This window comes from Rhizobium etli 8C-3 (assembly GCF_001908375.1).
Lineage (GTDB): Bacteria > Pseudomonadota > Alphaproteobacteria > Rhizobiales > Rhizobiaceae > Rhizobium > Rhizobium etli_B.
In genome coordinates this window covers 2044920-2069347 of record NZ_CP017241.1, presented here as the reverse complement: position 1 = coordinate 2069347, position 24428 = coordinate 2044920, and the positions used below count along the sequence as shown (strand labels likewise).

Genomic DNA, 24428 nt, shown 5'->3' with positions numbered 1-24428 from the left:
TCCGGGGTTAGCGCGTGGAATTTGACGCGCGGGCTCTATCTGAAGGCGCGGCTCCGCCTTGCTTTCGAGCCCCCTCTGTCCCTGTGCCTGAGATTGTTATCCCTTCGGCGAGCGCTTCGACAACGCTTCTCTCCAGAGTTCCGTCTGCCCCTTGCTGGTCCTTTGGCCTGAGAGTTTCCGGGGCGGTTGCTCCTTCGGCACCGGCCGCCTTCAGACCGGATTCTCCCAACAGGGTGCCGCAATTATCCGGCGGAGAAGGCTCTTGGCAAGGGGGAATGTCGCCGCCGAACAAATTTTTGTCGCGCCGCCATTCGGCAAAGTGTGATCTGCGTCAAATGGGCTTTTGCTTTTTTCGGATAAAGTGCTTAATCGCGAAATCCGCTAGAGAGGATCAGATGGAAAAGACGGGCCAAAACCTTAGCATGCTGACGCGCGTTGTCTGCGCGCTGAGCTTGCTTATGCTTGGCCTTGCGCACCAGGCGCCGCAGGCGGCTGCGGCGGACGCTGACTATAACAGCGCCGCCTACGTGCTGCCGGACGGCACTTACGCCTCGCTTTGCGTGACCGTTAACGACGGCAGCGACAAGACAGTGCCGCTGAAGCCGAGTTGCGAAGTCTGCCGGCTTTGGGCTTTCGTCATCCTGCCGGTGCCGGACTACGGCTCCTGGCTGCATCTCGAATTCGCAACACTCCATAACTCTCCGGCTGTCGCGGACACCCCCATCGGAGGCCACGCCGTCGAACGGCCGAAGTCCAGGGCACCGCCGGTTCAGGCCTGATCTCCAGCCACCACCGATAATGACAGGACAATGCCGGCGCGCTAGCCATTGCGAGCAGCAGCCGGCGAGGAGATACCCGATGAAGACAATCAAGACACTCAGCGCTGCGGCTCTGATTTCCGCAGCCGTATTCACTGCAGCGCAGGCGCATGTCACCTTTCTTGATCCCGAAGCCCCACAGGAAAAGACATTCCTCGCAACTCTGCAGGTGCCGCATGGCTGTGAGGGCAAGCCCACCAACGAAGTGCAGGTGAAGCTGCCGGAAGGCTTCGTATTCGCCAAGCCGCAGCCAAAGGCCGGCTGGGAACTTGAAGTGATCAAGGGCGACTATCAGAAGAACTACGACAATCACGGCACCAAAGTGAAATCCGGCGTCGTCGAAATCCGCTGGAAGGGAGGCAACCTCTCGGACGATTTTTACGATACATTCGTGATCCAGGGAAAGGTTTCGGGGGTGGATGCCGGAACCTCGCTGGCCTTTCCGGTAAAGCAGCTTTGCGGCGATGCGACCGAGGCATGGGACCAGGTCGCAACCGATGGCGGCGATCCCCATAAGCTCAAGGACCCGGCGCCCTTGCTGAAGGTCGTTGCCGGCGGCGGCAATGGCCATGACCATGGCGACATGGCCGGGATGGACGTGAATGCTGCAGCAGGCGGCATTGCAACAGTCGGCGACCTTGAAGTGTCCGACGCCTTTGCAAAGGCAATGCTGGTAGGCCAGCCGGTCGGCGGCGGCTTCTTTACCGTCAAGAACAACGGCAAGACCGACGACAGGCTCGTCGAAGTTTCCTCGCCGACTGCTGGCGAAGTACAGATGCACGAAATGGCCATGCAGAACAACGTCATGAAGATGCGTGAACTGAAGGATGGGATTGCCATTCCGGCGGGCGGGACGGTGAAGCTAGCGCCCGGCGGCCTGCATCTGATGTTCCAGAAGGTGAAGGCGCCTTTCAAGCAGGGCGAGAGCGTGCCGGTGACGCTCATATTTGAGAAGGCGGGCAAGATGGACGTGACGTTTAAGGTGCTTTCGGCCCAGGGCAAATAACCAGAAACAGGCCTGCGGCAGTGCTGCGGGCCGCTTTTCCAAGGTAATGAATTCAAAAATCCTCGTAGGATTTCAATGCCTGCGGCAATCCTGCCTGCGGCTGCTTGTTGCCTTTGGCCATCAAGTCGAGCGCCACTTCGGTGGATTGAATGATGCTGGCCGTTTCGTTCAACTCCTGGTCATGTCGGTCCTTGAGCTGACGCTCTGCGATCCGGCGCGCTTCCTTTGCCGCCATGCTGGTCGGCACGCGAGGAGCAATCCTCAGCGTTTCGAAAGCGGCAGCGGCGGTGCTCGCGGATATGGTGACGACCTGTGTCATGGGACGCTTAATACACATCGCCGGTTGGTGTGCGGCTAAGGAAATCATTCGCATTTGATTGAACGGCAGGATTTCCTGTCATCCGATTGGAATCGATCAATTCGTCAGGTAAACCAGAGTGATGATCCAGGCTCTTCTTGTCGGCGCCGGCGGCGCTATCGGCTCCCTTTTGAGATATTATGTCGGCCAGTGGTCGCTGCGGCTGCTGGGGCCGGGCTTTCCCTGGGGTACGCTGATTGTCAATGTCGTTGGCTGTTTCGCCATTGGCGTCTTTGCCGAAATGATTGCGCGCCGGTTCAACGCCTCCGTCGAGATGCGCCTGCTTCTCATCACCGGCTTCCTGGGCGGCTTTACGACCTTTTCCGCCTTTTCTCTGGATGCGATCTCGCTTTTCGAACGGGGCGAGGCAGTTGCCGGCGGGCTTTATGTCGCCGCAAGCGTCGGGCTTTCGATGGCCTCCGTCATGGCGGGTCTTGCTCTCGTGCGTGCTTTGATCTGAAAGGCAGTTTCCGCGCGGAGAAAAATGCTCTAAAGCCACCGGCAACTGCGCCCGTGGCGCGACCAAGATTTTTCCGAAAGAACAAGAATGGCCGGAATCGAACATATCAAAGTGGATGCCGACGAGGCGGGCATGCGGCTCGACCGGTGGTTCAAGATCCATTTCCCGGGCCTCGGCTTCGGCCAGCTTCAGAAGCTCCTGCGTTCAGGCCAGGTCCGCGTTGACGGTGGACGGGTAAAAACCGATGCGCGCGTGCAGCCCGGCCAGACGGTTCGCGTGCCGCCGCTCGATGTCGATGCGAAGGTCAAGAACGGCCCGATAGCCGGGAAGGATCTGAAGCATTCCAGCGATTACGAACTTCTGCAGCGCATGGTGTTGCACGAGGACGACAAGGTGATCGTCCTCAACAAGCCCGCCGGACTTGCCGTGCAGGGTGGATCCGGTCTGACCCGGCATATCGACCAGATGCTGGAGGCGTGGACGAGTCCGAAGGGCGAGAAGCCGCGGCTCGTGCACCGCCTTGACCGTGACACATCGGGCGTGCTCGTCATTGCCCGCACGCGCGGTGCCGCTCAGAAGCTGACGGCTGCCTTTCGCGAACGTGACACCAAGAAGACCTATTGGTCGCTGGTGAAGGGCGTACCACGCAAGCATGAGGACAAGATCTCCACGTGGCTCGTCAAAGAAGCGACTGCCGATGGCGATCGCATGCGCGTTGCCAAGCACGGCGAGGAGGGCGCCGATCATGCCGTATCCTATTATCGCGTGATCGAGACGGCGGCGCAAAACCTGGCCTGGCTCGAGATGGAGCCATACACCGGCCGTACGCACCAGCTTCGCGTTCATGCGCTGCATATCGGCCATCCGATCATCGGCGACCCGAAATACTTCATCGACGATCCGAACTGGGACTTTCCCGGCGGCATCCAGAAGCGGCTGCACCTGCATGCCCGTCATATCGATATCCCGCATCCTGCAGGCGGACGCCTGCGCATCACGGCGCCGCTGCCACCGCATATGGTGCAGACATGGAACCTTCTCGGCCTTGATCTTGCCGGTGCGGAGAGGATTGACGAATGAGGCTTGTTCTCTTCGATTGCGACGGCACCTTGGTCGACAGTGCCGCGCTGATCCATGAGGTGATGGCCAGAACCTTCGTTCAATTCGGTCATCCATGGCCGGATGTTTCCAAAACAAAATCGATCATCGGTCTGACCCTCGACATCGCGATTGCCCGCATGCAGGGCAAGCTGCATGTCGATGACGAGGCGATTGCAATGACGGCGCACTACAGGTCGATCTACATGGACGTAAGGCACGAGCCCGGCATGGATGTGCCGCTTTTCGCCGGGATTAAGCCGATGATAGACAGGCTCGCAGCAAGGGAGGACATTCTGATCGGCGCCGTTACCGGAAAGTCGCGCCGCGGGCTTGTCAATGTCCTGGAAACACATGGCTTCACGCCGCATTTCATCGTCTCTCGGACGGCCGACGATTGTCCGTCGAAGCCGCATCCGGCCATGGTAACCGAATGCTGCGACGAGGCCGGCATGAAGGCCGCTGATGCCATCGTCATTGGCGACGCTATCTACGATATGCAGATGGCAAAGGCTGCGGGCGCAAGGGCAATTGGTGTATCCTGGGGCTATGCTAGCATTGACGAACTGATTGGCGCTGGAGCCGATATTATCGCTTACCATCCGAATGACGTGCTTGACCATTTTTGAGGTGACGCCATGCGCGACCTGCTGAACGATCTTTCCGAAGGACTGAGCCACCCCGATCCGATCCGCCGCGCGCAGATCCAGATGAAAAGACCGCTGCCGAAACGCTTCTACAAGGATGTTGCGGTTGCCGAGCGGGACGATGGCTTCGCAATCGAGCTTGACGGCAAGGTCGTGCGCACGCCGGCCAAACAGGTTCTGGCAGTGCCGGTAAAGGCCCTGGCCGACCTCATTGCCTCAGAGTGGGATGCACAGGCGGAAAAAATCGATCCGGCGACCATGCCCGTCACGCGCCTCGTCAATACCGCGCTCGACGGCGTCGCGATGGATACGCAAGCCGTCTTCGAAGACATCTTGCGGTTTTCCTCGACTGATCTTCTCTGCTATCGCGCCGAAGGACCGGAACTTCTGGTGCAGCGCCAGACAGAGCAGTGGGACCCGGTTCTCGATTGGGCGGCGAATGATCTCGGTGCGCGCTTCATCCTCATCGAAGGCGTGATGCATCACGAGCAGCCGCGCGAAGCGGTCGCAGCCTTCGACGTCTCGTTGCGCAGACACGACAGTGCGCTGGCACTTGCCTCTCTTCACACTATGACGACACTAACCGGGTCGGCCCTTCTGGCGCTGGCGTTCGCCGAGCGCCGTCTGACCATGGACGAGGTCTGGTCGCTTGCCCATCTCGACGAGGACTGGACAATCGAGCATTGGGGCCGCGACGAGGAGGGCGAACTGCGCCGTGCCAAGCGCTTTGAGGAATTCAAGGCAGCGGCGCAGGTTTTTTTGGCGCTAAAAGCCTGAAACATATTGCTTTGACAGCCATTATGTCGAAGTCTGCGACTCCGAGCGGGAGAGGTGCGGAATTCAGCATGAATTGGTTCAGGTCGCTTTTTTGTCAGCTGGCCCTGGTCTGTACCGTGCTGACGTCCTGCATGGGCCTGACCTCCGATGAGCCCGCCGCTCCTATCTACGATGTCCGCAGTGCCGTGGTTCTCGGCGGTCCCAATACGCCGCCCGAACTTCTTTCAGGCGTCGGCGACCGCATCAATGCCGCCATCAATGCGACGGTTCGAACCGAGGTCTATCCGCGAGTCGTGCTGACGGTTCGCATCGTTTCCCTCCAGAAAGTCACAGGCTTCGACAAGAACAGAAATATCGCCAAGATCAGTATCGATGCGGCGTCCGTCGACGAGGGCTCGGTCGTCGCCGTCAGCTCGTTCGAGGTGACCAGCACTGCCAACGATCGGACTATGGCGGATCAGATTCTGGCGGAGGATATCGCCGCGCGAGTCCGCTCGGCCTTCAAGCTCAATACCGGCCGAGGCTGAAGATCAAGCCGCAATCGAGCGGCGAGGGGAGATTTCATGAAGGAAGTTCTCGACGAGCTGGAGCGGCGCCGGGGGATTGCCCGGCAGGGCGGCGGAAAGGCGCGCATCGAAGCGCAGCACAAGCGCGGCAAGCTGACGGCACGCGAACGGATCGACATCTTCCTCGATGAAAACACTTTCGAGGAGTTTGACATGTTCGTGGAGCATCGCTCGACGGACTTCGGCATGGACAAGAGCCGGATTGCCGGCGACGGCGTCGTCACGGGCTGGGGAACTGTCAACGGTCGGCCCGTCTTCGTCTTCGCCAAGGATTTTACCGTGTTTGGCGGCTCGCTTTCCGAGGCGCATGCCGAGAAGATCATGAAGGTGCAGGACATGGCGCTGAAGAATCGCGCTCCCATCGTCGGCATCTATGATGCGGGCGGCGCGCGCATTCAGGAGGGGGTTGCTGCGCTCGGCGGCTATGCCGAAGTCTTCCAGCGCAATGTGCTGGCTTCCGGCGTCATTCCGCAGATTTCCGTGATCATGGGCCCATGTGCCGGCGGCGACGTCTATTCGCCTGCGATGACCGATTTCATCTTCATGGTGCGCGACACCTCCTACATGTTCGTGACCGGTCCGGATGTCGTCAAGACCGTCACCAACGAGGCAGTGACCTCCGAGGAACTCGGCGGCGCCTTTATTCATACGACCCGTTCGTCAATCGCTGACGGCGCTTACGACAACGATGTCGATACATTGCTGCAGGTCCGCCGCCTCGTCGATTTCCTGCCGCTTTCCAATACGTCACCGGTGCCGGAGATCGAATGTTACCAGTCGGTGACGGATGGGGATCAATCGCTGGACACTCTCATCCCGGCCAATGCCAACAAGCCGTATGACATCAAGGAGCTGATCCACAAGGTTGCTGACGACAGCGATTTTTTTGAGATCCAGGCAAGCTTCGCCAAGAACATCGTCTGCGGTTTTGGGCGCGTCGAGGGCTCGACTGTCGGCTTTGTGGCAAACCAGCCGATGGTGCTTGCCGGCGTGCTCGATAGCGATGCATCACGCAAGGCCGCGCGTTTTGTGCGCTTTTGCGATTGCTTCGGTATTCCGATCGTTACCTTCGTCGATGTTCCGGGCTTTCTACCAGGCACGGCGCAGGAATATGGCGGTCTCATCAAGCATGGGGCAAAGCTGCTTTTTGCCTATGCGGAGGCGACCGTGCCGAAGCTGACTGTCATCACCCGCAAGGCGTTCGGCGGGGCTTACGACGTCATGGCCTCCAAGCATTTGCGCGGCGATCTGAACTATGCGTGGCCGACGGCGCAGATCGCAGTGATGGGTGCGAAGGGCGCAGTCGAGATCATCTTCCGCAAGGATATTACCGATCCGGAAAAGATAGCGGCACACACAAAGATGTACGAGGACCGCTTCCTGTCGCCGTTTGTCGCGGCCGAGCGTGGCTATATCGACGAGGTGATCATGCCGCATTCGACGCGCCGCCGCCTGGCGCGCGGTCTGAAGATGCTGCGCAACAAGGATCTCTCGAACCCCTGGAAGAAGCACGACAATATTCCGCTCTAAGACGTGAGCATCGTGAAAATCATGCGAAATCAACAGGAAGTGAATACATGTCAACGATCCGTGTGTTCATTCCTCTCGTTTAGGGACTAACGCTCAACCGTCTTATCTCAAGGGAGAGTCTGAATGTCCGTTTTCGAACGTTTGAGCGTCTATCAACCCTACGCGCTGGCCGCTCTTCGGATCGCCACTGCGCTTCTGTTCATCGAGCACGGCACGATGAAGTTGTTCGCATTCCCGATTCCGCAGGGAGAGGGCGGCCCGCTTCCGCCGCTCATGCTCGTCGCGGCGCTTCTTGAATTCGTCGGCGGCCTGGCCATTCTCGTCGGATTCCTGACACGTCCGGTCGCTTTCATCCTGAGCGGAGAGATGGCTGTTGCCTATTTCATGGCGCATATGCCCCTGGGTTTTTATCCGTCAGTCAATCAGGGAGAATCGGCAATCCTCTACTGCTTCGTCTTCCTGTTCCTGGTTTTTTCCGGTGCAGGCGCCTTTTCGCTCGACAATCGCAACGCCTGAGAAGACTGCCGCGGGTTCTTTCCGCGGCAGTCTTGGTCATGCAGCCAGTTTAAGTCCGACAATCCCGGCGATGATCAGTGCGATGCAGCCGAGGCGGGCCGCTGTGACGGGATCGCCGAGCAGCCATATGCCGAGCAGCACGGTTCCGACGGTGCCTATACCCGTCCAGACCGCATAGGCCGTGCCGATCGGCAGCGTCTTGACCGCCAGACCGAGCAGGACAATGCTGATCACCATGGAAATGACGGTCAGGACCGTCGGCATTGGCCGCGTGAAGCCATCGGTGTATTTCAAGCCGATTGCCCAGCCGCATTCAAAAAGACCTGCAAGAATCAGCAGAAACCAGGCCATCTTACTCTCCTTTTTAAAGAGCGAGGCCGTCCCCGCGACGTTTGCGCCCACAGTAGAACGGGCGCCGCAGTCGTCTGCGTTGTTGCTCATAGGCTCGGTTTGAGTGCCGTTGCAAGGTTGGAACCGGGATAGCTGCCATGCCACCCGTCCTTGTGTTCCTTATGCGAGCCGCTCGGCGTGCCACGTCAGGTGATCATCCATGAAGGTGGAGATAAAATAGTAGGAGTGGTCGTAGCGCTCATGCATCCGCAGCGTGAGCTTGATGTCCGTGCCCTTGATCGACTCTTCGAAGAGCCACGGCCTCAGGCCATTTTCCAGGAAGCCGTCAGCCTTCCCCTGGTCGATCAGAAATTCCGGGAAGCGTGCGCCGTCGCTTACCAAGGCGCATGCGTCGTAGTTGCGCCAGGCCGCGCGATCGGAACCAAGATACTTTTCGAATGCCGGCGCCGACCAATCGGCAGTCGATGGCTCGACGATCGGCGCAAACGCCGAGCAGCTCCTGAAGCGGTCCGGATTCCTCAGCGCCATCGTCAGCGCTCCATGACCGCCCATCGAATGACCAAAGATTCCCTGGCGGCTCATGTCTACGCGAAATTGCTTGGCGAGGAGGGTCGGCAGCTCCTCGGTAATGTAGGTGTACATCCGATAGTTTTCTGCCCAGGGCTCTTCTGTGGCATCAAGATAGAAGCCCGCGCCTTTGCCCATCTGCCAGTTGGTGAGCTCGTCGGGAATATCGTTGCCGCGCGGGCTCGTGTCCGGGCAGACGATGATCAGGCCGAACTCGGCCGCCATGCGCCGGTACTCGCCTTTTTCCATGACGTTGGCATGCGTGCAGGTGAGACCGGAAAGATACCATAGAACCGGGCAGGGCTCCTTGATGGCCTTCGGCGGCGCAAAGACTGCGAAAGTCATCTCGCATTTGCAGGATTCCGATTCGTGCGAATACACGCCCTGCATGCCTCCGAAGGCGGTCGCTTGGGAAATGATGTTCACTTTTGATCTCCCGTTCCTGTGGCTGCCGCCTTGGAGCGACGGCAAAGACGATCGAAGGTTTCTAGGAACCGCGAGCGGTCCCTCGGGCTGAAGGCGGCATTATAACCCTTGCTTTCGCCGGTTTCCCGCAGGTGTGCGCCGAGATCGCGCATGGCGCTCGCCATTCCGATATTTGTGTCGTCGAAAACGCGGCCGGTGGGGCCGCAGACCAGCGAACCGCCCGCAACGCACCGCACGGCGAGCGGCACGTCCGCGGTCACCACAACGTCGCTGTTGGTCGCGTGCTCCGCAATCCAGTTGTCGGCAGCATCGAAGGCATTGGAGACGATGACGTTTCGGACCATAGGATCACGTGATGGCCGCAGGCCGGAATTGGCGACGAAGGTTACTTCGATGCCGTGACGTTCGGCAACCTTCAGGATTTCCGGCTTCACGGGGCAGGCGTCTGCATCAACATATATTTGCGGCATGTGTCGTTCGTTTCTAGTCGTCGAAAGAGCGATGGTGGTCTCGTGGCGCACCGCGCTGCAAAAGAGTTCCACGCCAGCGCCATCCGGCAAGCGATCGTAGATGATGACGTAGTTCCGAAACATCCTGGTACTTGGATTTTTCGGCACGCGCGGTACGCCCGGAAGCGGGTTTCAGTGCTGATTGCAGCCGTATCTATCGATCGGCGGGCTGCAATGCCAGATCGATTTGCAATAAGACTCGAGATCAATAGATCACCACGCCGCGGATGCTTTGACCGGAATGCATAAGTTCGAAGCCCTTGTTGATGTCCTCGAGCGGCATTGTATGGGTGATCATCGGATCGATCTCGATCTTGCCTTCCATGTACCAGTCGACGATCTTCGGCACGTCGGTTCGCCCGCGCGCGCCGCCGAAGGCCGTGCCCATCCAGCTGCGGCCGGTCACCAGCTGGAACGGACGCGTCGAGATCTCCTGGCCAGCACCGGCCACCCCGATGACGATCGACTTGCCCCAGCCGCGATGGCTGGCTTCCAGCGCCTGGCGCATTACCTTCGTGTTGCCGGTGCAGTCGAAGGTATAGTCGGCACCGCCGATCTGGTCGGCGCCGCGCTTCGTCAGGTTGACGAGATAGGCCACGATGTCGCCCTCGACCTCCTTTGGATTGACGAAATGCGTCATGCCGAACTTTTCGCCCCAGGCCTTGCGGTCATTGTTGATGTCGACACCGATGATCATGTCGGCGCCGGCAAGCCTGAGACCCTGGAGAACGTTCAAACCGATGCCGCCGAGGCCGAAGACAATGGCCGTGGCACCGATCTCCACCTTGGCGGTGTTGATGACGGCACCGATGCCGGTGGTGACCCCACAGCCGATATAGCAGATCTTGTCGAAGGGGGCGTCGGCATTGACCTTGGCAACGGCAATCTCCGGCAGCACCGTGTAATTGGCAAAGGTCGAGCAGCCCATGTAGTGATGGATCTTGTCCTTGCCGATCGAAAAGCGGCTCGTGCCGTCCGGCATCAGGCCCTGGCCCTGGGTGGCGCGGATCGCCGTGCAGAGGTTGGTCTTGCGCGACAGGCAGGACGGGCATTCACGGCATTCCGGCGTATAAAGCGGAATGACGTGGTCGCCCTTCTTGACCGAAGTGACGCCCGGTCCGACATCGACGACGATGCCGGCACCCTCATGGCCGAGGATTGCCGGAAACAGGCCCTCCGGATCGGCGCCAGACAGCGTGAAATCGTCGGTGTGGCAGATGCCGGTCGCCTTGACCTCGACCAGAACCTCGCCGGCCCGCGGGCCTTCAAGCTGTACGGTCATGACTTCCAGCGGTTTTCCAGCCTGAACGGCAACGGCGGCGCGAACGTCCATCGTCCAATCTCCTCGTGATCTTCCGGCATGACCTTGGCATGCCGGGCGACGGCAGCTCAAGACAAAAGGAAAGTCGGCCACCACATTATCGCAAAATCAGCTACTTGCGACAACCCGTTTGCTCAGAGTCTCAAAAAAGCTGCTCCGCGGAAAAAATAACTGCATAGCCGTGAATGAGGATCGCAGCATAAAGACCGAAGGTGACCAGCAGGCGCTCATAGGCCTTCATTTCCTCCAGCTTGTGGCGCGGCTTGAGGGATCCCGCGCCAATCATGCTGAGCAGGATGAAGACGGCAAGCGCTGCAGCCAGGATGCCGCTGGGAACGCCGATCTCCCAGCCGATGACGAGAATGCAGGCCGTAATGGCAAAGCTCGCTGCGATCAACGAGCGCGGCGTTCTGAAGATCTGTCGCAAGACCTGACCACCGTCGAACCTTTGCATTGGCAGAAGATTGAGCAGGTTGAAAGCACCGAGGATGAGCAGAAAGATCAATAGCGGGGCGCGGAAATGCTCCGACAGCAGGCCATGTGCCGAGATGTTGTCGGCGGCAATCAGGATAGGCACGAAGAAGGCCGAGATGCCCGGCCCCATCAACGCACAGGTGGCCACCTCGAAATGGCTCTTGTAGGGTCTGCCGCCAATTGCGATGCCGCCGAGGAACGGCACGAAGATCATGCGCACGGATTCATGTCCGAAAGTCCGGTAGGCGGCGAGATGTCCGAGCTCGTGCAGAGCAATGACAAGGGTGAGAAATGTCGAGATCATCAGCCCGGATGTCGTAAGTCCGAAGAACGGCCAAAGCAAAAACGTCGAGAGAACAGCCAGGCCGCATTGAAAGGCGGGATGTTCGAAATATCCCTGCGGGACCGATGCACCGGTTTCCAGCCACCCCTCGAGCGCACGCAGCTCCCGGCGCAGCATGACATATCGAAAGAGGAGGAAGGCGAGGCCGCGGTAACGATCCGTCTGCGTAATCTCGATCTCGGCGCCGTCGGGCAGTCGGCGGACGATCCTGCTTTCGCTGAAATCCCGCCAGAAGGCCACATCGAGAGTGCTGTCGTCGGCGATGCGCGAACGAAAGCCGCGTCCGCCGGCGGCCGGCAATGGCTCCAAAGCCAGCAAGCGGCGCAGAGGCGCGCCGTCGCGGTCCAAATGGCTGTAGATCTGCTCGACGATGCCTGCGCGGTTTTTGAGCGGCTTGCTGCTGATGACGCAATGGTGCCAGTTGGCGTCGCTACCGGCGGGATTGATCGCCCTCCACAGCTCCTCCGGCGGTCTCTGGAATGTCTGCTTCAGGCGAATCGTGCGCACGCCGAGTGGTATGCGCATGAGCAGCCAGAGCAGGCCAAGATTGATGAAAAGCAGCAGGGCGGCAGATTGCAGCGCCGTCATTCGTGTCTCCGGGGATCCCAGCCACAGGACGAAAACGCCGCATACTAGGCTGCAAGACCTTAACAAATGCGTCGCCGCGTCGCCGGCGGCACAGCTGGGCCTGTGCCAATCCGGATCAGGCGAATTCCAGGATCACTGCATCGACGGCTAGGCTTTCGCCGGGCTTCGCATTGATCTTGCCGATCACCAGATCGCGTTCGGCGCGCAGCACGTTTTCCATCTTCATCGCTTCCACGACGGCAAGCGTCTCGCCGGCCTTGACTTCCTGGCCCTCCGCGACGGCGATCGAGATCACCAGTCCCGGCATCGGGCAAAGCAGCAGCTTTGAGGTGTCCGGCGGGAGCTTGACCGGCATCAGGGCGTCGAGTTCGGCGTGGCGCGGCGTGAAAACCGTGGCGCGGACTGCGAGGCCCTGCCAATCGATGCGCATGCCGTTCAGAACCGGCCGAATCTGGGCCGTCACCGCCCGTCCGCCGATTATCCCGTTCCAGACGGGCTCACCGGGTCGCCATTCGGTGACAACGTGAAATTTTTCTCCCGCTGCTTCCATCTTCATGTCGAACGGGACCGTTACCAGTCCATCGGCAAGCCTGATCGGCACATAGTCCGTGCCGATCTTCACGACCCATTCCTCTCGAAGATTACCGTCGGGGGCGCGCAATCGGTCGATATGGCGTTCGCGGCGATTGGCTTCGATCAGCGCTGCGGAAAGCGCTACGGCCGCAAGCAGCGCCTCCTCGCCCCGATCGGGAGCCATCGGCGCAAAGCCGTTTGGATATTCCTCGGCAATGAAACCGGTTGAAAGTCGGCCCTCGCGCCAGCGCGGGTGCTTCATCAATGCCGAGAGGAACGGCAGATTATGCGCGATGCCGTCAACCACGAAGCCGTCGAGTGCCTGGCTCATGGCCTCGATCGCTGCCGAGCGGTCCGCGGCCCAGGCGCAAAGCTTGGCGATCATCGGATCGTAATACATCGAGATTTCCGCGCCCTCGAAGACACCGGTATCGTTGCGGACGATCGAGCCGCCATGCCGGCCTTCGGCGGGCGGGCGGTAACGCGTCAGGCGGCCGATGGACGGCAGGAAGTTGCGATAGGGATCTTCGGCATAGAGGCGGCTTTCGATCGCCCAGCCATTCAACTTTATTTCCTTCTGGCTGTAGGCAAGCGTTTCACCCGCGGCAATCCGGATCATCTGCTCCACGAGATCGATTCCGGTCACCAGTTCCGTCACCGGATGCTCGACCTGCAGCCGTGTGTTCATTTCGAGGAAATAGAAATTGCGGTCGCGGTCGACGATGAATTCTACCGTTCCTGCGCTCTGATAATCGACTGCCTTCGCCAGCGCCACCGACTGCTTGCCCATCGCCTGTCTGGTCTTTTCGTCGAGGAAAGGCGAGGGCGCCTCTTCGACGACCTTCTGGTTCCGCCGCTGGATCGAGCATTCGCGCTCGCCGAGATAGACGGTATTGCCGTGCGCATCGGCCAGCACCTGGATTTCGATATGGCGCGGATCGACAATGTACTTCTCGATGAAGACGCGATCGTCACCGAAAGAACTCCTTGCCTCTGAGCGGGCACGCTCGAAACCATCGCGGACTTCCGCCTCGTTCCAGGCGATGCGCATCCCCTTGCCGCCGCCGCCGGCCGAAGCCTTTATCATCACTGGATAGCCGATTTCACCGGCGATCTTTTCGGCGTGCGCTGCATCCTCGATTATGCCGAGATAGCCCGGCACCGTTGAAACCTTGGCGGCATTGGCGAACTTCTTCGATTCGATCTTGTCGCCCATCGCCCTGATGGCCTTCGGCTTCGGCCCGATGAAGACGATGCCCTCCCTTTCCAGGGCTTCGCAGAAGGAGGCCCGTTCGGAAAGGAAGCCGTAGCCGGGGTGGACAGCTTGGGCGCCGGTCTGCTTGCAGACGGCGATGATCTTTTCGGCGGCGAGATAGCTCTCGGCTGCCGCCGCCGGGCCTATATGCGCTGCCTCATCGGCCATTTCGACGTGAAGGGCATCGCGGTCTGCGTCCGAATAGACCGCGACCGTTGCGATGCCCATGCGGCGCGCAGTCTTGATCACGCGACAAGCGATCTCGCCGCGGTTCGCGATCAGGATTTTCTTGAACATGCAGACTCCACCCGAAAAATGCGTCCAGAAGTTCTACGCACAAACGCGGAGGCGCACAATCGTGCGAAATCTGTCGGTAAGGAGGGATCTGTCCTAAGGCAATTCACGCAACGGCTTGTTCATCGTCCACGATCCGCAGCCACCGGCTTGTCCGCGGCTCGGCGTACTCGCGAAGCTGGAGCGCCTGCAGGATTTCAGCCCAGCGGGGATGATTGGCAGAAGGAAGGGTTTCCGCTTCGATCCGGCGTAAGACGCTGTGGGTGAGATGCGAAACCGGAATTACACCGCCCTCGCAGACGTTGCGCAGCACGCGCATCACGAAATCGATGTCCTGGCGAGCGATGCCCTTGCGCTCCACTGTGCGCGACAGCTTGTAGCCGCCGACATCGTCGGTAATCGCAAGGCGCAGCTGATCAAGCGCAAAGGCGCGCAGCTCGTCCGGCACATGGGAGGAAATCTCAATGATGTGCAGCACGAGTTCCAGTTCGAGCGCCGAATTGATGACGCCGTCGGTCGCGAACATGCGCATGATCCATGCGGCGTTGATGTCGTCCAGAGAGCGTTGCGGATAGCTGTAGTTGACGATGAAACCGGCGAGTTCTTCCACGAAAAAGGAGCTCCATTCGGGGCATTTTTCAGGACAGGAATTATTCAGCGCCAGCATGACAATGACGTCGTCGGCCCTCCGGACGCCGTTCGGAAAGCTGTGCTTGCGCAAGAGGCCGATATCGTCGGCGGTGAGCCGATGCTTTCCCGCAATCACGCATGCCGGAAAAGCGAGTCGGAATTCGCTCATCTTTCATCTCCAGACTTCTTCATGAAGCCGGAAATGATTTTAGCCGGGCGGAATTGAAGAACCCTCAACGACAAGGGTTAATCGACTACGCAGTTGTTTCGGATGATTTTAGCGACCTTGACTGTGCGCGTTCGCGCCAGATGATGTAGAGGCCGGACGCGACGATGATGAAGATGCCGATCCATTTGGAAAAACTGGGAAAATCGTTGAACAGCGCGTAACCGAGCACGGTCGCCGAAATGATCTCGAAATATTGGAACGGGGCAAGCAGCGACAGCGGCGCAAGGCGGAATGCCTTAACGACCAGCATATGCGCATAGCCGGAGATGGTGCCGAGCACGAGCAGCAGGACGAGGCCCGATACCGACGAGGGAAGCGACATTTCGAAATCGGGCATTGCCAGCGCATTTCCGCCAAGCAGCGCTGCCCCCATGAAGAGCGTTCCACCGATCCCGGCCAAGGTCTGCATCGTTAACGGCGAATCGGCCTCACCGATTGCCCGGTTGAGGAAGAGATAGAGCGAGAAAAGAAAAGCACAAAGCACTGGCAGCAGCGCCTTCAGGCCAAAGATTTCGTAGCTCGGCTGTATGACGATCATCGCGCCTGCGAAGCCGACGACGATCGCCGCCCAACGCCGCCAGCCGACCTTGTCGCCGAGGAAGAGCGCTGAAAGAGCCGTCAGCATGAATGGTTCCACGAAATAGATCGCGAAAACATCCGCGAGCGGCATGTATTTCACCGCGACGAAGAAAAGTAGGCTGGCTGCGCCATGCAAGGCGCCCCGCAGCAGGTTCATCCTTGGCCGCTTTGCCGAAAGCGCCTTCCAGCGGAAAACGGCAAGCAGGATAGGAAGCGTGCAGGCGACCTGAAAGAAGAAGCGGTAGAAAGTCACCTGCCCCGGCGACATCGCCTCGAAGGTTGCCATGTATTTGGCGATCGCGTCCATGGCGGGAAGGACGATCATGGCGCCGGCCATGATCACCATGCCTTGGAGCGGATTTCGCGGAGATTGTTCTTGGGACATGGTGCAGGCTTTCGCAAACGAAGCCATCAACCACAGGATTGGATGCCGATCAATATGGCACCTAGCGCTCGCCCACCGTTTTGCCGAAGACCGATTCGAAGGCTTCCCGCAGGCGCATATCCACATCCACCATCATCACCGGCAGGCCGAGATCGACAAGGCTGGTCACGCCGTAGGCAGAAATCCCGCAGGGCACGATGCCGGCGAAATGGTCGAGGTCGGGATCGACGTTGAGCGACAAACCGTGAAACGTCACCCATCTGCGAAGCCGGATGCCAAGCGCAGCAATCTTGTCCTCGCTCATGCTGCCGTCCGGAAGAAGCGGTTTCTCCGGCCGTCGCACCCAGACGCCGACGCGGTCCTCGCGCCGCTCGCCGCGTACATTCATCGAACCGAGAGTAAGGATCACCACTTCTTCCAGTGCCGCGACGAAGGCGCGCACATCCTGCCGCCGGCGTCTGAGGTCAAGCATCACGTAGGCAACACGCTGGCCGGGGCCATGATAGGTGTATTCGCCGCCGCGGCCCGTCGCAAAAACCGGAAAACGGTCCGGCTGCACAAGGTCCTTCGCATTGGCGCTGGTGCCTGCCGTATAGAGGGGCGGATGCTCGACGAGCCAGACGAGCTCGTCGCCGCCCTCGGCGATCACGGCAACCTCGCGCTCCATCGTCTCGACAGCTTCGCTATAAGGAACGAGCCCCTCGGCGATGCGCCAACGCACCGGCCTTGAAGCTTCAACCGGAAACATCGAGAATTGCAGATCGGTGCGCAGCATAGACTTTCCTCGCCGCACGGCGGTTGCAGGCGGCAGACCGCCTATATGGCCCCGTTTGACGGCCAATTCAAATGCTGTGATTTGTTTTGCAAAAATCTGCCATATCGCCCTTGTGCACCCCAAATGCTTTTGCTACATGCTGCCCCGCCGACGCAAATCGGCATCTACCACGATGCGGTCGTGGCGGAATTGGTAGACGCGCAGCGTTGAGGTCGCTGTGGGGCAACCCGTGGAAGTTCGAGTCTTCTCGACCGCACCATTCTCTTCCAGAGAAAATGTAAGAATCCGCATGTCGGGTGCGGCATGCGGATGGGTCGTTGCCTTTCTGCTCGGGAACTTCAATCCTCGTCCGGAAGATGCGAATCAACGCCGATCGTTTCCAGGCGATTGCGGATCTGATAGACCCCATCAACCGAGAGCGCACCGAGTTCGACCTTCCTTGCCATGCCGATGGTCTCGACCGCGCCTTCCAGAGTGACGGTATGGCCGTCGGCATGAACTTCGATGCTGTCTAGGTTCAGATCGGGGATGTTTTCCAGATTCTCCGTCACGCGCGCTTCGAGATCGTCGCTTTCGTCGCGATCGATCGTATTGGCCCTCAGCGAATCCTTGAGCCGGTTTTCGTTTCCGTGCTCGTCCGTTCCGTCAACGCGAAAACCGCTGTTGGGGTCGCGGTCGAAGTTTGCCGGCGTTTCGCCATAGGCACGATTTTTCGGTTCAGGTGATCGCGCACCTGCTTCGTCGGAATAGGGCCAGCCTTCGTCAAGATTGCGCTCTTCGTAATCGCGATAATCGTCTTCGCGAGAAAAGGTGGTCTTGTCGTTCTGCCTTGGCATCGTCATTCTCCCTCAGGCGTTGCGTTGATCGAAGAACGCGCGTGGTCCGGAATGGTTCGCCAAAGTTTCGTGAAATCACCGCGTCGCTTTTACCCACTTGCGGATCAAGCGGTCGCGCTTCAGCTTCGACAGGCGCTGGAGCCAGAAAATTCCGTCAAGCTGGTCGATTTCGTGCTGAATGCAAATTGCCAGTAATCCATCGGCATGCTCTTCATGCTGGACACCGTTGATGTCCTGGTAGCGGAAATGGACTTGGCGGGGTCTCGTCACCTCGTCGGTCATGCCCGGCATCGACACACTTCCTTCGGTCTGGCGCATGAGCTCATTCGAAACCGAAATGATATCAGGATTGATAAAGATCCGGACCCCGTCCGCCTTGTTGAGCTCAATCACGACCACCCGCAGGAAGACGCCGACATGGGCGGCCGTGATGCCGACGCCGGGTGCGGCACGCATCGTCTCCAAAAGATCGTCGGCAAGCTGACGCAGTCGCGAATCGAAGACCGTCACCTGTTCGCACAACGTGTTCAGGCCGGAATGCGGATAGCGAAGAATGGGGCGAATGGCCATCGGCGGCGGTCCTTGTTGGCTGGCGGGCGCAAACTATCGGCAAGACGGCGCATTGTCATCTGCGCCAAGCGCTTTGCCGCTTTACGGCGCCGAGCATTTCGGTTAGCAGGGGCTGGAATCCGGGCGGGCCTAAAGGGCAGGCGGAATTCGCTTATCCGCTTGTTGACAATGCTTTTTCAGCCGCCATTCTCGAATGAAGCGCGGCAGTCGTTTAATCTTGGAATGCGAGGACGGCAGATGACGGAAACCGGAGAAGACGACCGAATCCGCAGGCGTCCGGACGACGAGGGCGCCGATATCTACGACGAGGACGGCAATGTCCGCAGCGACTTTCTGGCGCTTGTCGGCGCTGCCATCGCCGACCGCGATACCATCTTTCTCCGCCAGAACGTCGCGCGCCTTCACGAGTCAGAAATAGGCGACCTGCTGGAATCGATCCAGCCGGATCAGCGCCTGGCGCTCGTCCGCCTCCTCGGCGACGATTTCGACATGACGGCACTGACCGAGGTCGATGAAACGATCCGCCGCGAAATTGTCGATCAGATTCCGAACGAGCAGATCGCCGCTGCAATCGGGGACCTCGATTCGGACGACGCTGTCTACATTCTCGAGGACCTGGACAAGGAAGACCGGGAAGAAATTCTGGCGCAGCTGCCGTTCACCGAGCGGGTGCGCCTGCGCAGGGCACTGGATTACCCAGAAAGCTCTGCCGGCCGCCGCATGCAGACGGAATTCGTTGCGGTACCGCCCTTCTGGACCGTCGGTCAGACAATTGACTATATGCGCGAAGAGGAGGACCTGCCTTATTCATTCACGCAGATCTTCGTAATAGACCCGACCTTTAAGCTGCTCGGCGCCGTCGATCTCGACCAGATTCTCCGCACCAAGCGGCAGACAAAAATCGAAGCGATCATGCGCGAGACGACCCATCCGATCCCAGCCGAAATGGACCAGGAGGAGGCGGCGCACCTCTTCGAGCAATACGACCTTCTCTCGGCCGCCGTCGTAGACGAGAACGAGCGTCTTGTGGGTGTTCTTACCATCGACGATGTGGTCGACGTCATCCACGAGGAAGCGGATGAGGATATCAAACGCCTCGGCGGCGTTGGCGACGAAGAGCTTTCCGACAATGTCATCTCGACCGTCCGATCGCGCTTCCTCTGGCTGATGATCAACCTCGGTACGGCGATGCTCTCGGCCAGTGTCATCGGGCTCTTTGACGCATCGATCGAAAAGATGATCGCACTTGCCGTACTGATGCCGATCGTCGCCTCCATGGGAGGCAATGCCGGCACGCAGACGATGACCGTGACCGTGCGCGCGCTCGCGACGCGCGATCTCGACATCTACAATGCCGGCCGCATCATCCGCAGGGAGGCGGGCGTCGGCATCATGAACGGGATCGTCTTTGCCAGCATCATGGGCACGATTGCCGGCACGTGGTTCCACGACTACCAGCTCGGTATGGTCATCGGCGCCGCCATGATCATCAATCTGATGGCTGCGGCGCTGGCAGGCATTCTTTGGCCGCTTCTTTTGGATAAGGTCGGTGCCGACCCGGCTATCGCGTCGTCCGTTTTCGTGACCACCGTCACCGACTGCACCGGCTTCTTTGCTTTCCTCGGTATCGCCACCTGGTGGTTCGGCATCTGAGCGGACTTGCCTAAATTGACTATTACGTAAAAGTCAATATTATGGGCTGCGAGAGTGGGAAGCCAATGCCAGTGAACAAGTACTATAGCATAACGGAGCTGACGCGCGAATTCGGAGTGTCGACGCGCACGCTTCGCTTCTACGAAGACGAGGGCCTGATCCATCCGGAACGCCGCGGGCGCACGCGCCTCTTCCGTCCGGCCGACCGGCGCCTGATACAGGAAATCCTGCGCGGCCGCCGCATCGGCTTCACGATTGCGGAGATTCGCGAGATCATACAGGTCTACAAGGACCCGCCGGGGGAACTCGGCCAGCTCAAGCTTTTGATGAAACGTGTTGACGAAAAGCGGGAAGACCTGCGTAAGAAGCGCAAGGATATCGACGACACGTTGATGGAGCTCGACAATATCGAAGAGGCCTGTCTTGGCCGCCTCGCCGAAATCGGCGTGGGTACCTGAGCGTCAGATCCAGCGCCTGGTTCTTCTGCAATAGCTTTCGAAATCGCAGCCGAAGCGGGCCTGAAGGTGTCTTTCCTCGCGCCGGATCGCCAAGACGGTGGTGACGATCGCTGCGAATGCCGCTACGACGAAGAACCAGCTGTTTCCCGTCATGAGGCCGAAGGCGATCGTTGCAAGCGTGTAACCAAGATAGATTGGATTGCGCGTGTAGCGAAAGGGACCGCGGGTGACGTGATGGGATGTCGCGCGATGCGGCATGATCGTCGTCCCGCTTTCAAGCAGGGTCTTGATTGCCCACATGTCGAGCGAGACGGCCGCGACGGTGAGCGCTGCGCCAATGATCCAGCCAAAGGCGGTATGCATCCGGGGTAGCGGAAAAGCGGCGATATCGCCGAGCAGGAAAGCGGAGAGAAAAGTAAGACCGTACAGAACCGGCGGCCAGGGAAATTTCAGCGGCTTCGAACGATAGGCATTCATCGAACTACCTTCATTGTCCTTCGGTGCTGCACTCCATTGCGATACGCTGTACCCTTTCATCCTTGTCCGCCTGGATTGCGCCAGACTGGAGTGGCGTGAACAGGTTCTCACCCTGCAGTCTTTCCAGCGTGCACCGGCAAAAGCTGCGGCAAAGCGCTTCGCCTTCCTGGACGACGCAGGAGGACTGGCACTGCTGCAAGTAGGTCTGCACAGGATCCGGCTTTGCGGGCGGGAAGGCGACCGAAAGCGCATAGGCGATCGCGATCAGGATCGGCTGGTGGATAAGGTAGATGGCGAGGCTGTGCCGGCCAGCTTTTGCGAGCAGGGTTGTGCCGGTGCCAAACTTTGCAAGCCATTCCGCCCAGCGCCGTTTCAACGCTATGCTCGAAACGCCCATGCCGATGAGAAAAGGCCCGATCCAGGGCAGAACCGGGACATAGTCGTTCGATCGGGGAACCGTCTGGGAAAGTCCCACCCACCAAAGCCACGGCGTATCGAAGAATGGAGAGCGCAGATAGAGGGGGGCGATGACGGCCGCAATGCCGGCGGCGATCGTTATAATCCCGGGCATTCGCAAAAAGAGCAGGCCAATGACGCTTGCCGCTGCGATACTGTGCAGAATACCGAAGAAGATCGTGCCCTGCGGCATCGCGATTGCGGTCGCGGCGGTGATGAGCGCTGCAGCTGAAACGATCATGCCAAGCCGCCGGAGATAGGCCTGGCGCCGGATGCTTGGTGTTCCGGCAAGCATCAAGCCTACGCCAGCGAGGAAGAGGAATGTCGAGGCGATTGCACGGGCATAGATCTTCAGCCACCCAGCCTCCGCTGTTCCGCGTGCCAGATAGCCCATGAATTCCATATCCCAGGTGAAATGATAGGTCGCCATCGCAATCAGGGCAATGCCGCGCGCCGTATCGAGCAGGCCAATGCGCGGCGGTCGGGCGGACGCACCGTTTTCGTTCGCCGAAATAGCCATCATAATCCCCCGGGCAAATCACTTCCGCCATCTGGCGGCATATCGCGGCGAATAGCAGAAAGGTGGAGATTTGATGGCGGCTTGACATCCATGATCGCCAGCCGCGCCTCCGAGAAGAACTGCCTGCGCGTGAGTACCACGACGATGATCGCCGTCGTCGCCATGAAGACGTAAGCGTTCACGAACCATCCGAGATAGCCGATCGACAGGAAGATGGCGCGAAGGCCTTCATTGAAATGTCCAGCGGCGATCACATTCATGCGAATGACCCGTTCGGCGGCGCGCTCGGCGGCGATGATATCGGTCTCGCTGTCGCGCACCATCGGGATCGAGCCGAACAGGATGCTGCAGTAGTTGAAGAGCCTGTAAGACCAACCGAACTTGAAGAAGGCGTAGGCAAAGAGGGCCGTCAGCCCGCCGACCTTGAGTTCGAAGCTCGCGGTGCCGCTGCTGAATACATAGGGCAGATCGGCGAAGATGGCATTTACCTTGTCCGTCGCGCCGAGCAGTGCAAAGCAGCTGCCGATCGCGAACATTGAGGTCGATGCAAAGAAGGCCGTGCCGTTCTGCAGCCCGGCCATGATCTGCGTGTCGATCATCTTCAGGTCGCGGCGAAGCGAATTGTAGATCCATTCGCGCCGCCGCTCGGTCATGGCATGGGTGAGGCTCGTGCGACCGAAGAATGTCCTGCCGCCCAAAAGCCAGGAATAGCCGATCCACAGAATGGCGAAGAAAGCCAGTGCGATATAATCCGCAACCGTCAGCATCAATGTTACAATCCTGCTTCGACGCCGCCACTCTACAGATGCAATTGCATGCTGCAATGATTGGCAAGACGCGCCCTTCGTTTTAGTGTCGCGCCAGTTAAACGCGATGTCGGTTCGTCGCGAGTGCCTGATTAGCCTTTTGGATAGTCTGGCGGAAGATTTTCACAGGAAGCAGGCATGTTCCTTTCGGTATTCGACGTTTTCAAGATCGGTGTCGGCCCATCGAGCTCGCACACGATGGGGCCGATGTCGGCTGCCAACCGCTTCCTCGAGCTGATCCTTTCGAGCGAATGGCCACGTCCGTCCTCTGGCGGGCAGGTTGGCGCGATCAAGGTCAGCCTGCACGGCTCGCTCGCGCATACCGGTATCGGCCACGGGACGGGCAGGGCGGTCATTCTCGGCCTGATGGGCGAGAAGCCCGACAGCGTCGATCCGGACAAGATGGACGGCATCGTCTCGCAGGTCGAGCGCACCGGCCGCATCACGCCGCCCGGCCACCCCGCCTATTTCTTCATGCCGAAGAACGATCTGGTCTTCGACAAGAAGCAACCCTTGCCTGGCCACGCAAACGGCATGTCCTTCTCCGCCTACGACAAGGACGAGCGCCTGCTTTTAAAACGTATCTACTATTCCGTCGGCGGCGGTTTCGTTGTCACCGATACCGAGCTCGAGCAGTTGCGCGCCAAAAAGAAAGCCGTCGCGGGTGCGACCGCGGTCCCCTATCCCTTCGCCACCGCAAAGCAGATGCTGGAGATGGCAGAGCGCTCCGGCCTCAGCATCGCGCAGATGAAGCGCGCCAATGAGGAGAAGCAGCGCAGCCGTGAGGAGCTCGACGAAGGTCTCGACCGTATCTGGGAAGCCATGCGCTCCTGTATCGAGCGCGGCCTCAAGGTCGACGGCGTCATGCCGGGCGGTTTGAACGTCCGGCGCCGTGCGAGGAAGATTCATGACAAGCTGCAGGAGGAGTGGAGGAGCAACCGCATCAATCCGCTGCTCGCCAACGACTGGCTGAGCGTCTATGCCATGGCCGTCAACGAGGAGAATGCGGCTGGCGGGCGCGTGGTGACAGCGCCCACAAATGGTGCAGCCGGGGTCATTCCCGCAACGATCCGCTATTACGAGCATTTCCACGAGGATTGGGATCAGAACGGCATCCGCGACTATCTCCTGACTGCGGCCGCTGTCGGCGGCATCATCAAGCACAATGCCTCGATTTCCGGCGCAGAAGTGGGCTGTCAGGGAGAGGTCGGTTCTGCGGCTGCGATGGCGGCTGCGGGGCTTGCCGCGGTGATGGGCGGCACACCTGCCCAGATCGAGAATGCAGCCGAAATCGCACTCGAGCACCATCTCGGCATGACCTGCGACCCGGTGGCCGGTCTCGTCCAGGTGCCGTGCATCGAACGCAATGCGCTTGGTGCCGTCAAGGCCGTTACCGCTGCGTCGCTTGCCGTCAAAGGCGACGGCCAGCATTTCGTGCCGCTTGACGCATGCATCGAGACGATGCGTCAGACGGGCTACGACATGAGCGAGAAATATAAAGAGACCTCAACCGGCGGTCTCGCTGTCAACGTCGTCGAATGCTGAGCCTGTGGACTTGCGACCGTTAGTCGCTTGAC

Annotated in this window: 27 protein-coding genes, 1 tRNA gene and 2 riboswitches; of the genes, 13 read left to right on the top strand and 15 right to left on the bottom strand. The window is 59.6% G+C overall.

Annotated elements, in window-relative coordinates; all coding sequences use genetic code 11:
- Positions 1-65: 65 nt before the first annotated feature.
- A riboswitch (glycine riboswitch) is annotated at positions 66-146 on the bottom strand.
- Positions 147-149: 3 nt separating this feature from the next.
- A riboswitch (glycine riboswitch) is annotated at positions 150-238 on the bottom strand.
- 157 nt (positions 239-395) lie between these two features.
- Entirely contained in the window at positions 396-779 is a 384-nt protein-coding gene (locus tag AM571_RS10565; protein ID WP_074063170.1) for a hypothetical protein, read from the top strand.
- A gap of 79 nt (positions 780-858) precedes the next feature.
- The gene (locus AM571_RS10560; protein WP_074061358.1) at positions 859-1824 is read left to right on the top strand and encodes a copper chaperone PCu(A)C; all 966 of its coding nucleotides are present in this window, start codon (positions 859-861) and stop codon (positions 1822-1824) included.
- 52 nt (positions 1825-1876) lie between these two features.
- Here AM571_RS10560 and AM571_RS10555 read toward each other — a convergent pair whose 3' ends face one another.
- Complete coding sequence (locus tag AM571_RS10555) at positions 1877-2143, bottom strand: hypothetical protein (protein ID WP_074061357.1); 267 nt, start codon at positions 2141-2143, stop codon at positions 1877-1879.
- Positions 2144-2264: 121 nt separating this feature from the next.
- On the opposite strand from AM571_RS10555, the gene crcB reads away from it, so the two are divergent.
- The 7 genes from crcB to AM571_RS10520 all read left to right on the top strand — a co-directional run bounded on the left by crcB (position 2265) and on the right by AM571_RS10520 (position 7776).
- Positions 2265-2642, top strand: coding sequence for a fluoride efflux transporter CrcB (crcB, locus tag AM571_RS10550; protein WP_074061356.1), 378 nt, complete (start codon positions 2265-2267; stop codon positions 2640-2642).
- Between the two features lie 87 nt (positions 2643-2729).
- Positions 2730-3722, top strand: a complete 993-nt coding sequence (locus AM571_RS10545; protein WP_074061355.1) for an RluA family pseudouridine synthase — start codon at positions 2730-2732, stop codon at positions 3720-3722.
- Complete coding sequence (locus AM571_RS10540; protein WP_074061354.1) at positions 3719-4369, top strand: HAD-IA family hydrolase; 651 nt, start codon at positions 3719-3721, stop codon at positions 4367-4369. The genes AM571_RS10545 and AM571_RS10540 overlap by 4 nt, the downstream gene beginning before the upstream one ends.
- 9 nt (positions 4370-4378) lie before the next feature.
- On the top strand, positions 4379-5164 hold the full coding sequence (locus AM571_RS10535) for an ATP12 family chaperone protein (protein ID WP_074061353.1): 786 nt from the start codon (positions 4379-4381) through the stop codon (positions 5162-5164).
- Between the two features lie 68 nt (positions 5165-5232).
- Positions 5233-5691, top strand: coding sequence for a hypothetical protein (locus AM571_RS10530; protein WP_074061352.1), 459 nt, complete (start codon positions 5233-5235; stop codon positions 5689-5691).
- Between the two features lie 36 nt (positions 5692-5727).
- Complete coding sequence (locus AM571_RS10525) at positions 5728-7260, top strand: acyl-CoA carboxylase subunit beta (RefSeq protein WP_074061351.1); 1533 nt, start codon at positions 5728-5730, stop codon at positions 7258-7260.
- Positions 7261-7383: 123 nt separating this feature from the next.
- The gene (locus AM571_RS10520; RefSeq protein WP_074061350.1) at positions 7384-7776 is read left to right on the top strand and encodes a DoxX family protein; all 393 of its coding nucleotides are present in this window, start codon (positions 7384-7386) and stop codon (positions 7774-7776) included.
- Positions 7777-7812: 36 nt separating this feature from the next.
- On the opposite strand, the gene sugE is transcribed toward AM571_RS10520, so the two are convergent.
- From sugE to lipB, 9 genes are all read right to left on the bottom strand, one after another.
- Entirely contained in the window at positions 7813-8127 is a 315-nt protein-coding gene (gene sugE, locus AM571_RS10515; protein ID WP_074061349.1) for a quaternary ammonium compound efflux SMR transporter SugE, read from the bottom strand.
- Positions 8128-8286: 159 nt separating this feature from the next.
- On the bottom strand, positions 8287-9120 hold the full coding sequence (gene fghA / locus AM571_RS10510) for an S-formylglutathione hydrolase (protein WP_074061348.1): 834 nt from the start codon (positions 9118-9120) through the stop codon (positions 8287-8289).
- Complete coding sequence (locus AM571_RS10505; RefSeq protein ID WP_074063169.1) at positions 9117-9590, bottom strand: YaiI/YqxD family protein; 474 nt, start codon at positions 9588-9590, stop codon at positions 9117-9119. The genes fghA and AM571_RS10505 overlap by 4 nt, the downstream gene beginning before the upstream one ends.
- Positions 9591-9834: 244 nt before the next feature.
- Complete coding sequence (locus AM571_RS10500) at positions 9835-10962, bottom strand: S-(hydroxymethyl)glutathione dehydrogenase/class III alcohol dehydrogenase (protein WP_074061347.1); 1128 nt, start codon at positions 10960-10962, stop codon at positions 9835-9837.
- A gap of 130 nt (positions 10963-11092) precedes the next feature.
- Complete coding sequence (locus AM571_RS10495) at positions 11093-12355, bottom strand: hypothetical protein (protein ID WP_074061346.1); 1263 nt, start codon at positions 12353-12355, stop codon at positions 11093-11095.
- 115 nt (positions 12356-12470) lie between these two features.
- Complete coding sequence (locus AM571_RS10490) at positions 12471-14480, bottom strand: acetyl-CoA carboxylase biotin carboxylase subunit (RefSeq protein WP_074061345.1); 2010 nt, start codon at positions 14478-14480, stop codon at positions 12471-12473.
- A 103-nt stretch (positions 14481-14583) separates the two neighbouring features.
- A complete protein-coding gene (locus tag AM571_RS10485; RefSeq protein ID WP_074061344.1) occupies positions 14584-15276 on the bottom strand; it encodes a hypothetical protein in 693 nt (230 codons plus the stop codon).
- 85 nt (positions 15277-15361) lie between these two features.
- Entirely contained in the window at positions 15362-16300 is a 939-nt protein-coding gene (locus tag AM571_RS10480; RefSeq protein WP_074061343.1) for a DMT family transporter, read from the bottom strand.
- 61 nt (positions 16301-16361) lie between these two features.
- Positions 16362-17075 (bottom strand): lipoyl(octanoyl) transferase LipB, encoded by a 714-nt coding sequence (gene lipB / locus AM571_RS10475; protein ID WP_074061342.1) that lies wholly within the window; start codon positions 17073-17075, stop codon positions 16362-16364.
- 174 nt (positions 17076-17249) lie between these two features.
- On the opposite strand from lipB, the gene AM571_RS10470 reads away from it, so the two are divergent.
- Positions 17250-17334: transfer RNA gene (locus tag AM571_RS10470), tRNA-Leu, on the top strand.
- A 79-nt stretch (positions 17335-17413) separates the two neighbouring features.
- Here the strand turns inward: AM571_RS10470 and AM571_RS10465 are convergent.
- Positions 17414-17911, bottom strand: a complete 498-nt coding sequence (locus AM571_RS10465) for a BON domain-containing protein (protein ID WP_074061341.1) — start codon at positions 17909-17911, stop codon at positions 17414-17416.
- 75 nt (positions 17912-17986) lie between these two features.
- A complete protein-coding gene (locus AM571_RS10460; protein ID WP_074061340.1) occupies positions 17987-18481 on the bottom strand; it encodes a peptide deformylase in 495 nt (164 codons plus the stop codon).
- Between the two features lie 237 nt (positions 18482-18718).
- Here AM571_RS10460 and mgtE point away from each other — a divergent pair, with 237 nt between their 5' ends.
- Together mgtE and AM571_RS10450 are read left to right on the top strand one after the other, a co-directional pair.
- A complete protein-coding gene (mgtE, locus tag AM571_RS10455; protein ID WP_074063168.1) occupies positions 18719-20134 on the top strand; it encodes a magnesium transporter in 1416 nt (471 codons plus the stop codon).
- 65 nt (positions 20135-20199) lie between these two features.
- Complete coding sequence (locus AM571_RS10450) at positions 20200-20592, top strand: MerR family transcriptional regulator (protein ID WP_074061339.1); 393 nt, start codon at positions 20200-20202, stop codon at positions 20590-20592.
- Between the two features lie 3 nt (positions 20593-20595).
- On the opposite strand, the gene AM571_RS10445 is transcribed toward AM571_RS10450, so the two are convergent.
- From AM571_RS10445 to AM571_RS10435, 3 genes are read right to left on the bottom strand one after another with little or no spacing between them, the layout of a single operon-like run.
- Positions 20596-21069 carry a methyltransferase family protein gene (locus AM571_RS10445; protein ID WP_074061338.1) on the bottom strand — a complete coding sequence of 158 codons (474 nt, stop codon included), beginning with the start codon at positions 21067-21069 and terminating at the stop codon, positions 20596-20598.
- A 10-nt stretch (positions 21070-21079) separates the two neighbouring features.
- Positions 21080-22045: a heparan-alpha-glucosaminide N-acetyltransferase gene (locus AM571_RS10440; protein WP_074063167.1), complete on the bottom strand. Its 966-nt coding sequence runs from the start codon at positions 22043-22045 to the stop codon at positions 21080-21082.
- A complete protein-coding gene (locus tag AM571_RS10435) occupies positions 22045-22809 on the bottom strand; it encodes a DUF599 domain-containing protein (RefSeq protein ID WP_074063166.1) in 765 nt (254 codons plus the stop codon). The genes AM571_RS10440 and AM571_RS10435 overlap by 1 nt, the downstream gene beginning before the upstream one ends.
- Positions 22810-22989: 180 nt before the next feature.
- Between AM571_RS10435 and AM571_RS10430 the strand changes: the two genes are divergently transcribed.
- Positions 22990-24396, top strand: coding sequence for an L-serine ammonia-lyase (locus AM571_RS10430; RefSeq protein WP_074061337.1), 1407 nt, complete (start codon positions 22990-22992; stop codon positions 24394-24396).
- Positions 24397-24428: the final 32 nt, after the last annotated feature.

Bases quoted from the DNA above. Each gene is read 5' to 3' on its own strand.
- AM571_RS10565 (WP_074063170.1), top strand. From the start codon at position 396: ATGGAAAAGACGGGCCAAAACCTTAGCATGCTGACGCGCGTTGTCTGC.
- AM571_RS10560 (WP_074061358.1), top strand. From the start codon at position 859: ATGAAGACAATCAAGACACTCAGCGCTGCGGCTCTGATTTCCGCAGCC.
- AM571_RS10555 (WP_074061357.1), bottom strand. From the start codon at position 2,143: ATGACACAGGTCGTCACCATATCCGCGAGCACCGCCGCTGCCGCTTTC.
- crcB (WP_074061356.1), top strand. From the start codon at position 2,265: ATGATCCAGGCTCTTCTTGTCGGCGCCGGCGGCGCTATCGGCTCCCTT.
- AM571_RS10545 (WP_074061355.1), top strand. From the start codon at position 2,730: ATGGCCGGAATCGAACATATCAAAGTGGATGCCGACGAGGCGGGCATG.
- AM571_RS10540 (WP_074061354.1), top strand. From the start codon at position 3,719: ATGAGGCTTGTTCTCTTCGATTGCGACGGCACCTTGGTCGACAGTGCC.
- AM571_RS10535 (WP_074061353.1), top strand. From the start codon at position 4,379: ATGCGCGACCTGCTGAACGATCTTTCCGAAGGACTGAGCCACCCCGAT.
- AM571_RS10530 (WP_074061352.1), top strand. From the start codon at position 5,233: ATGAATTGGTTCAGGTCGCTTTTTTGTCAGCTGGCCCTGGTCTGTACC.
- AM571_RS10525 (WP_074061351.1), top strand. From the start codon at position 5,728: ATGAAGGAAGTTCTCGACGAGCTGGAGCGGCGCCGGGGGATTGCCCGG.
- AM571_RS10520 (WP_074061350.1), top strand. From the start codon at position 7,384: ATGTCCGTTTTCGAACGTTTGAGCGTCTATCAACCCTACGCGCTGGCC.
- sugE (WP_074061349.1), bottom strand. From the start codon at position 8,127: ATGGCCTGGTTTCTGCTGATTCTTGCAGGTCTTTTTGAATGCGGCTGG.
- AM571_RS10505 (WP_074063169.1), bottom strand. From the start codon at position 9,590: ATGCCGCAAATATATGTTGATGCAGACGCCTGCCCCGTGAAGCCGGAA.
- AM571_RS10500 (WP_074061347.1), bottom strand. From the start codon at position 10,962: ATGGACGTTCGCGCCGCCGTTGCCGTTCAGGCTGGAAAACCGCTGGAA.
- AM571_RS10495 (WP_074061346.1), bottom strand. From the start codon at position 12,355: ATGACGGCGCTGCAATCTGCCGCCCTGCTGCTTTTCATCAATCTTGGC.
- AM571_RS10490 (WP_074061345.1), bottom strand. From the start codon at position 14,480: ATGTTCAAGAAAATCCTGATCGCGAACCGCGGCGAGATCGCTTGTCGC.
- AM571_RS10485 (WP_074061344.1), bottom strand. From the start codon at position 15,276: ATGAGCGAATTCCGACTCGCTTTTCCGGCATGCGTGATTGCGGGAAAG.
- AM571_RS10480 (WP_074061343.1), bottom strand. From the start codon at position 16,300: ATGTCCCAAGAACAATCTCCGCGAAATCCGCTCCAAGGCATGGTGATC.
- lipB (WP_074061342.1), bottom strand. From the start codon at position 17,075: ATGCTGCGCACCGATCTGCAATTCTCGATGTTTCCGGTTGAAGCTTCA.
- AM571_RS10465 (WP_074061341.1), bottom strand. From the start codon at position 17,911: ATGCCAAGGCAGAACGACAAGACCACCTTTTCTCGCGAAGACGATTAT.
- AM571_RS10460 (WP_074061340.1), bottom strand. From the start codon at position 18,481: ATGGCCATTCGCCCCATTCTTCGCTATCCGCATTCCGGCCTGAACACG.
- mgtE (WP_074063168.1), top strand. From the start codon at position 18,719: ATGACGGAAACCGGAGAAGACGACCGAATCCGCAGGCGTCCGGACGAC.
- AM571_RS10450 (WP_074061339.1), top strand. From the start codon at position 20,200: ATGCCAGTGAACAAGTACTATAGCATAACGGAGCTGACGCGCGAATTC.
- AM571_RS10445 (WP_074061338.1), bottom strand. From the start codon at position 21,069: ATGAATGCCTATCGTTCGAAGCCGCTGAAATTTCCCTGGCCGCCGGTT.
- AM571_RS10440 (WP_074063167.1), bottom strand. From the start codon at position 22,045: ATGGCTATTTCGGCGAACGAAAACGGTGCGTCCGCCCGACCGCCGCGC.
- AM571_RS10430 (WP_074061337.1), top strand. From the start codon at position 22,990: ATGTTCCTTTCGGTATTCGACGTTTTCAAGATCGGTGTCGGCCCATCG.